Source organism: Capnocytophaga cynodegmi DSM 19736, from assembly GCF_000379185.1.
Classification (GTDB): Bacteria; Bacteroidota; Bacteroidia; order Flavobacteriales; family Flavobacteriaceae; genus Capnocytophaga; species Capnocytophaga cynodegmi.
The window spans coordinates 1-7,168 of the sequence record NZ_KB900729.1 but is presented as its reverse complement, the minus strand read 5'-3'; the positions used below and the strand labels follow the sequence as shown (position 1 = coordinate 7,168).

Annotated in this window: 5 protein-coding genes; 2 read left to right on the top strand and 3 right to left on the bottom strand. The window is 34.3% G+C overall.

The window, feature by feature from the left end:
• Positions 1–485 precede the first annotated feature (485 nt).
• Together YW9_RS0108615 and YW9_RS0108610 are read right to left on the bottom strand one after the other, a co-directional pair.
• Positions 486–1,253 carry a DeoR/GlpR family DNA-binding transcription regulator gene (locus YW9_RS0108615; protein ID WP_018279774.1) on the bottom strand — a complete coding sequence of 256 codons (768 nt, stop codon included), beginning with the start codon at positions 1,251–1,253 and terminating at the stop codon, positions 486–488.
• Positions 1,254–1,335: 82 nt separating this feature from the next.
• Positions 1,336–2,925 carry a peptide chain release factor 3 gene (locus YW9_RS0108610; protein ID WP_018279773.1) on the bottom strand — a complete coding sequence of 530 codons (1,590 nt, stop codon included), beginning with the start codon at positions 2,923–2,925 and terminating at the stop codon, positions 1,336–1,338.
• 183 nt (positions 2,926–3,108) lie between these two features.
• On the opposite strand from YW9_RS0108610, the gene YW9_RS0108605 reads away from it, so the two are divergent.
• Together YW9_RS0108605 and pepE are read left to right on the top strand one after the other, a co-directional pair.
• Entirely contained in the window at positions 3,109–5,376 is a 2,268-nt protein-coding gene (locus YW9_RS0108605; RefSeq protein ID WP_018279772.1) for a M1 family metallopeptidase, read from the top strand.
• Between the two features lie 47 nt (positions 5,377–5,423).
• Positions 5,424–6,116, top strand: coding sequence for a dipeptidase PepE (gene pepE / locus YW9_RS0108600; protein ID WP_018279771.1), 693 nt, complete (start codon positions 5,424–5,426; stop codon positions 6,114–6,116).
• Between the two features lie 112 nt (positions 6,117–6,228).
• Here pepE and YW9_RS0108595 read toward each other — a convergent pair whose 3' ends face one another.
• Complete coding sequence (locus YW9_RS0108595) at positions 6,229–6,849, bottom strand: L-threonylcarbamoyladenylate synthase (RefSeq protein ID WP_018279770.1); 621 nt, start codon at positions 6,847–6,849, stop codon at positions 6,229–6,231.
• Positions 6,850–7,168 lie beyond the last annotated feature (319 nt).

Below are 7,168 nucleotides of genomic sequence, written 5' to 3'. Positions count from 1 at the left end.
AAATAGATAATAATTAATTATTTACATTGAATATTCATACATATTATTAAACAAATTATAAAATTGAAATTATTTTAATCTATCAAATTAAATAAATTCATTTATTGAAACAAATATATTTCATCAAATTAAACTTATTTCACTCTATACTTTAGATCATACTATCAATTTTAAATTAAAATACTCAATGCAATAAGTTTAAATTATTGATATAAACTTATTGCATTGAGTAAAACAAATTTATTTATATGATTTCGATTTATCACATTGATTAAAACATAGTTATTCTGCTATTTTAAATTTATTACACTGAATGAAATAAATTATTTTTTTATACTAATATCAAAAAATTTAATTTATTATATATCTTATAAAGCATATTAATCAATTTCACAAAAAGAATTAAATACTTTGTCTCTTTTTAAAATCAATTTCAATAATGTTTTAATTATTTAGAAGATAAGAATATAAAAAAACGACTATTTTTAAGTAGCAATCACAACCTCAACACCTCTTTTTTCCAATTCCTCAACGAATTCTGGGTCGATAGAAGCATCTGTAATTAACATATCTATTTTTTCTACGTAACAGATAAATCCAAATCCACGTCGGTGTACTTTTGAAGCATCAGCAAGTACAATTACCTTGTCAACTCTTTCTAACATTTTTTTATTTAGATGAGCTTCACCTGCGTTTGTTGTACTTATACCAAAATCAAGATCAATTCCTTCAATTCCTAAAAAGAGAGTGGTGCAGGAAAAGTTACTCAACGTCTCTTCAGCTAAAGCTCCTATTGTAGCAGTAGAATTTTTACGGACTTCTCCTCCTAAATGTATTGTATTGATATTATGTTTCTTACAAACATCTAAAGCAACCCGAAGTGATGGTGTAAGAACTGTAATATTCTTGTTATCAGGAAGTCTTTGTGCCAACAAATGAATAGTAGTGCCTGAAGAAAGAATAATAAAATCTCCTTCTTTAACGTAGCTCAATGCCTTCGTTGCGATTTTTTGCTTTTGCTCCACATTAAGCATTTCTTTTTCTGAAACGGTTTGGTCAAAAACATATCGCATTTGTTTGCTGGCTCCTCCGTGTGTACGATGAAGATAACCTTCTTGTTCCAAGAGTGTTAAATCCTTACGAATCGTTACCAAAGATACATTTAACCTCTCACTTAGTTCATTCACACTAATGTACTTAGTAGTCTCTAAAGCTTCTACTATTCTAATTTGACGTTCATTAAGGACTTTCATAACTTCTATTGTTAAAAGATTAAAAAATATTAAAGTAAAATTTATTACTAAAAAATAAATCCGTTTTTATACAAGAAAATTGTTAAAACTCTGACGTAAAGTGCAGCTTCACGTTTGGATATTTTTGTTTTACCATTTCGATAGAAAACGCCGAATCTGCTAAGAAAACACGCTGTCCGTGCTTATCACGAGCCATATATTTCTGTTTCACACGAAGAAAATCCTGAAACTCGGCATCTTTCGGATTTTCAGGCTCTTCCACCCAACAAGCCTTATGTATCGGGAAGCTCTCATAACTGCATTTCGCTCCGTATTCGTGTTCCAATCGATATTGGATAACTTCGTATTGCAACGCTCCCACCGTTCCGATAACTTTTCGTCCGTTGAAATCCAACTTGAAAAGCTGTGCCACACCTTCGTCCATTAGTTGGTCAATACCTTTTTCTAATTGCTTGGATTTTAGTGGGTCAGCATTGTTGATGTAGCGGAAATGTTCAGGAGAAAAGCTCGGAATTCCTTTAAATTGCAAGGTTTCGCCTTCTGTAAGTGTGTCTCCAATTTTGAAATTTCCAGTATCGTGAAGCCCCACAATATCACCCGCATACGAAATATCAACCACTTCCTTTTTCTCTGCAAAAAAAGCATTCGGACTTGAAAATTTCAGTTTTTTTCCGTGTCGAACGTGTAAATACGGTTTGTTTCGCTCAAAAGTTCCTGAAACGATTTTAACAAACGCCAAGCGATTGCGGTGGTTCGGGTCCATATTAGCGTGAATTTTGAAAACAAATCCGCTAAACGTATTTTCATCTGGGTTTACCACGCGTTTGTCACTGGCTTTGGCTCGGGGCGACGGAGCAATTTCCACAAAGCAATCCAAAAGCTCACGAACGCCAAAATTATTCAATGCCGAACCAAAGAAAACAGGCTGTTGCGTTCCGCTGAGGTAGGCTTCTCGGTCAAATGGCGGATATACTTCATACACCAATTCCAATTCGCTACGTAAGTTCTCAGCCGATTTCTCACCGATGATTTTATCCAATTCTGGGTCGTTTACATTGTCAAAAGCAATGGTTTCTTCAATATTTCTTCGGCTATCGCCTGAAAATAAGTTGATATTTTTCTCCCAGATATTATAAATTCCTTTGAAATCATATCCCATTCCGATAGGAAAACTCAATGGTGTGACAGAAAGCCCCAATTTTTGTTCTACCTCGTCCAAAAGGTCGAAAGCATCTTTTCCTTCTCTATCCAACTTATTGATAAACACTATCATCGGGATATTTCGCATACGACAAACTTCCACGAGCTTTTCGGTTTGCTCTTCCACCCCTTTGGCAACGTCAATCACCACAATTACGCTATCCACAGCGGTTAAGGTTCGGAAAGTATCTTCAGCAAAATCCTTGTGACCAGGGGTGTCTAATATATTGACTTTGTAATCTTTATAATTGAACGCCAAAACCGACGTTGCCACTGAAATACCACGCTGACGCTCAATTTCCATAAAGTCGGAAGTTGCACCTTTTTTAATTTTATTGCTTTTAACAGCTCCTGCCTCCTGAATAGCTCCACCGAAAAGTAGTAATTTTTCCGTAAGGGTAGTTTTTCCCGCATCGGGGTGGGCAATTACGCCAAAAGTTCTGCGTTTTTGTATTTCCTGAAGTATTGACATTTACAAAATTTTCTTTTTAAATCATTCTGAACGCAAAAGTAACGTATTTGATTTATTTACACAAGAACGAAGACATTTTAATCCTATTTTCAGAAACATCAAAACAAAAAATAAAATCCAAAAACCTATTTTCTGTTCTGGTATAATTTTTTACCTTTGTTCCAACTTCAAAAAATTATTTCAATGAATAGACTTATATTATCTGTCATTTTTTTATGTTATTTGAGTGCTTTTGCTCAAGAAAAAAACGCAGAAAATACCATTTCTGAAAAACACACAGAGCGAGGAATGCATAATCCTTTCCGCAGAATGTATCAGGAATTTGCCTCTCCCAATCAGTATCGGACAGCCTCAGGAGCTCCTGGACCTGCTTATTATCAGCAACAAGCCGATTACACAATGCAAATAGAAATTGATGACGAAAATCAAAAATTGTACGGTAAACAAACCATCACGTATCATAACAATTCTCCTGAAAGTTTAGAATATTTGTGGTTGCAATTAGACCAAAATAGGTTTGCTCCAGAATCTCCGTCTAAAAAGAGAGATAATAAATTGGTAAAACCTTTCTATGAACCCAAAGAATTTGTTAATACTTTTATGACACTTCCGTTTGAAGGTGGATTTAAAATAGAAAATGTAAAAGACTTTAGTGGTAAACCTCTTCCCTACACTATCAATCAAACAATGATGCGTCTGGATTTGGAAAAGCCATTGGCTCCAAACACAAAAATAAGTTTTTCAATGGAATGGAGTTATCAAATCAGTGATTACAAGAAATTAGGTGGACGTTCAGGTTATGAATATTTTGAAAAAGATGATAATTATCTGTACGTTATCGCTCAATTTTTCCCTCGTATGGCTATGTACAACGATGTTGAAGGTTGGCAAAATCAGCAGTTTTGGGGAAATGGAGAATTTGCTCTACCTTTTGGAAATTATGATGTTTCAATTACCGTTCCGTCCGACCACCTTGTAGAAGCTACTGGAGAATTACAAAATCGAAAAGAAGTTTTTACACCAGAAATGTTAAAACGGTACGCTTTGGCAGAAAAATCTTTTGACAAACCTGTAATTATTGCCACACAACAAGAAGCTGAAGTCAGAGAAAAAAGCAAAGCTAAAACAAAGAAAACGTGGCGTTTCAAAGCTCAAAATGTGCGTGATTTTGCTTTTTCTTCTTCTCGAAAATTCATCTATGATGCAATGGCTGTAAAAATCGGCACTAAAAATGTAATGGCGATTTCATTATATCCAAAAGAAAGTAATCCTCTGTGGGGAGAATTTTCTACAAAAGTTGTTGCACATACTCTAAAAACATATTCAAAATACACTTTGGATTTTCCATATCCTAAAGCTGTTTCAGTCAGTGCGGAAGACCAAGGAATGGAATACCCGATGATTTGTTGGAATCACGGACGTCCCAGCCTAAACGGATTTACGCCAATGGACGTGAAATTTGGAATGATAAGCGTAATTATTCACGAAGTGGGACACAATTTCTTTCCGATGATTGTCAATTCAGATGAACGTCAGTGGGGGTGGCTCGACGAAGGATTTAATACCTTTCTGCAATATTTAACAGAACAAGAATACGGAAAGTTATACCCGCAAGATATTGCTCCTTACAAAGCATTTCCTTCCGAAAGAGGTTTTCCTGAACAAATTACAAACTATATGTCGGGCGATCCTGCTTATTTAGAGCCTATTATGTCTAATCCTGAAGAAATCACTCAGTTAGGAGAAAACGCATACAGCAAACCTTCGGCTGGGTTATCTATTTTGAGGGAAACTATTATGGGAGAAGAACTTTTTGATTTTGCTTTCAAAACATATGTTCAACGTTGGAAATTTAAACATCCTACTCCAGAAGATTTTTTCAGAACGATGAGCGATGCATCAGGAATAGAATTGGATTGGTTTTGGAGAACTTGGTTCTATACAACTGATTATGTAGATTTAGGAATTAAATCTGTGAAACAATACCAAGTATCAGAACAGCCAAGTGAAGCGGTTAAAGAAATGCTGAGAGAAAAAAATATAAAAGTCAGTAATTTAATTCCCTTGGTGCATATGGTTTCAAAAGAAGACTCGGCTTATAAGACAGAAAATTCAGAAAAAAGTGTAATTGAATTATCTACACCATTGAGTGATTATATTGCCGATAACCGCAGTCTGGAAGAACAAGCCATATCACCACAACCTAACTATTTCTACGAAGTTACCTTTGAAAAACTCGGTGGAGTACCAATGCCAATTCTGTTAGAAATAAACTATCAGGATAATACCTCTGAAATGATGAAATTCCCTGTACAAGTTTGGCGATTAAATAATAAAGAATTCACATACGTGATAACTTCCAATGAGCCTATAAAATCTTTCACGATTGACCCTCAAAAGGCTACAGCGGACATCAATAAAGAAAACAATACTTTCATTATCAAAGACTAATATAACAGCAAACAATCATTACTATTCCAAATAAAAACACTCAGAAAATGAAAAAAATACTTTTGGCAAGTACCTCAACCATTTATGGCGGAACTTATCTTTCTTATTTACAAGAAGAATTAGCTCGTTTTTTTGAAGGAATTGATGAAATTATATTTATTCCGTACGCCAGACCAAGTGGAATTTCGCACGATGAATACACTGAAATTGCTCAGAAAGGTTTTTCTTCCGTAGTGAAAAAAATCATAGGTTTACATTCATTTGAAAACCCAGAAAAAGCTCTTAGAGAAGCAAAAGCCATATTCACAGGAGGTGGAAATACTTTCTTACTTGTAACAAAACTTTATGAGTTAAACCTAATGAATACACTTCGTGAGGTAGTTGAAAACGGAACGCCCTATATGGGAACAAGTGCAGGAAGCAACATTGCAGGACAAACGATGCAAACCACCAATGATATGCCTATTATTTATCCTCCCAGCTTTAAAACACTTGGGCTTGTGCCTTTCAATCTAAATCCACATTATCTTGACCCTGACCCAAATAGTAAACATAAAGGCGAAACCCGTGAAACTCGTATTAAAGAATTTCATAAACTCAACGATATTCCAGTCGTAGGACTTCGGGAAGGAAGCTGGATTTGTGTTGAAAATAATAAAATAATTTTGAAAGGTAACTTAACTGCACGAATATTCTTAAAAAATCAAGAACCTAAAGAAGTTACCGAACTGGATTTTTAAATTTATACATCTGTTTTGAAAATATAAAGAGCTCAATAAATTGAATTTTCATTCTTTTTATTGAGCTTTTTCTTTCAATCAAAATACCATTTTCACGATTTGTAATTTCTTTCTAAAAAATATCAGTACTCCCCTTCCCTTCACGTACTATCACAGGTTCGCTATCCGAAAGGTCAATCACAGTTGAAGCCATATTGTCGCTGTATCCTCCATCAATTACAACATCAACCTTATTTTGCCATTTTTCAAATATAAGTTCGGGGTCAGTAGTGTATTCAATCACGTCATCTTCATCACGTATGGAGGTAGATACTATCGGGTTGCCTAATCGTTCCACAATAATACGAGCGATATTATTATCCGGAATGCGGATACCTACCGTTTTTTTCTTTTTAAAAGCCGAAGGCAGATTATTATTTCCTGGCAGAATGAATGTATAAGGACCTGGTAAGGCTCTTTTTAAAATCTTAAATGTACTTGTATCAATCTGTTTGACATAATCTGAAAGGTTACTCAAATCAGGACAAATAAACGAAAAATTAGCTTTTTCCAATTTAATTCCTTTTATTTTCGCTATCCTTTCCAAAGCCTTTGTGTTGGTAATATCACAACCCAAGCCGTATACTGTATCTGTCGGATAAATCACTAAACCACCACTACGAAGCACCTGCACTACTTTTGCAATTTCTCTTTCGTTGGGATTTTCATTATAAATTTTTATAAAATCTGCCATAATTCTGTTGTTTTTGTTGTTTTTTACTTTGTATTTACGTTAGTTTTTATCTTCAGAAGCCAAAAGTACTAAAAAAGTTATTTGTTTTTCAATTTAGAGTTTAATTTCTTTTGAAATTTTGAGATATAATAAGCATTTTTTTTTAAGGCTTCGACTTCGCTCAGCCTGACAAAGAATGTTTTTATTCTCATACAAAAAAGGAGAAGTTTAATTCTGACAGAAACAACCAAAATCAAAGTAGTAGAAACTTTAATCTAGTAGAAAAAGAAAAATTCCAAGTAGTAAAAACTTTAATCTGGCAGAAAAAGAAAAATTCCAA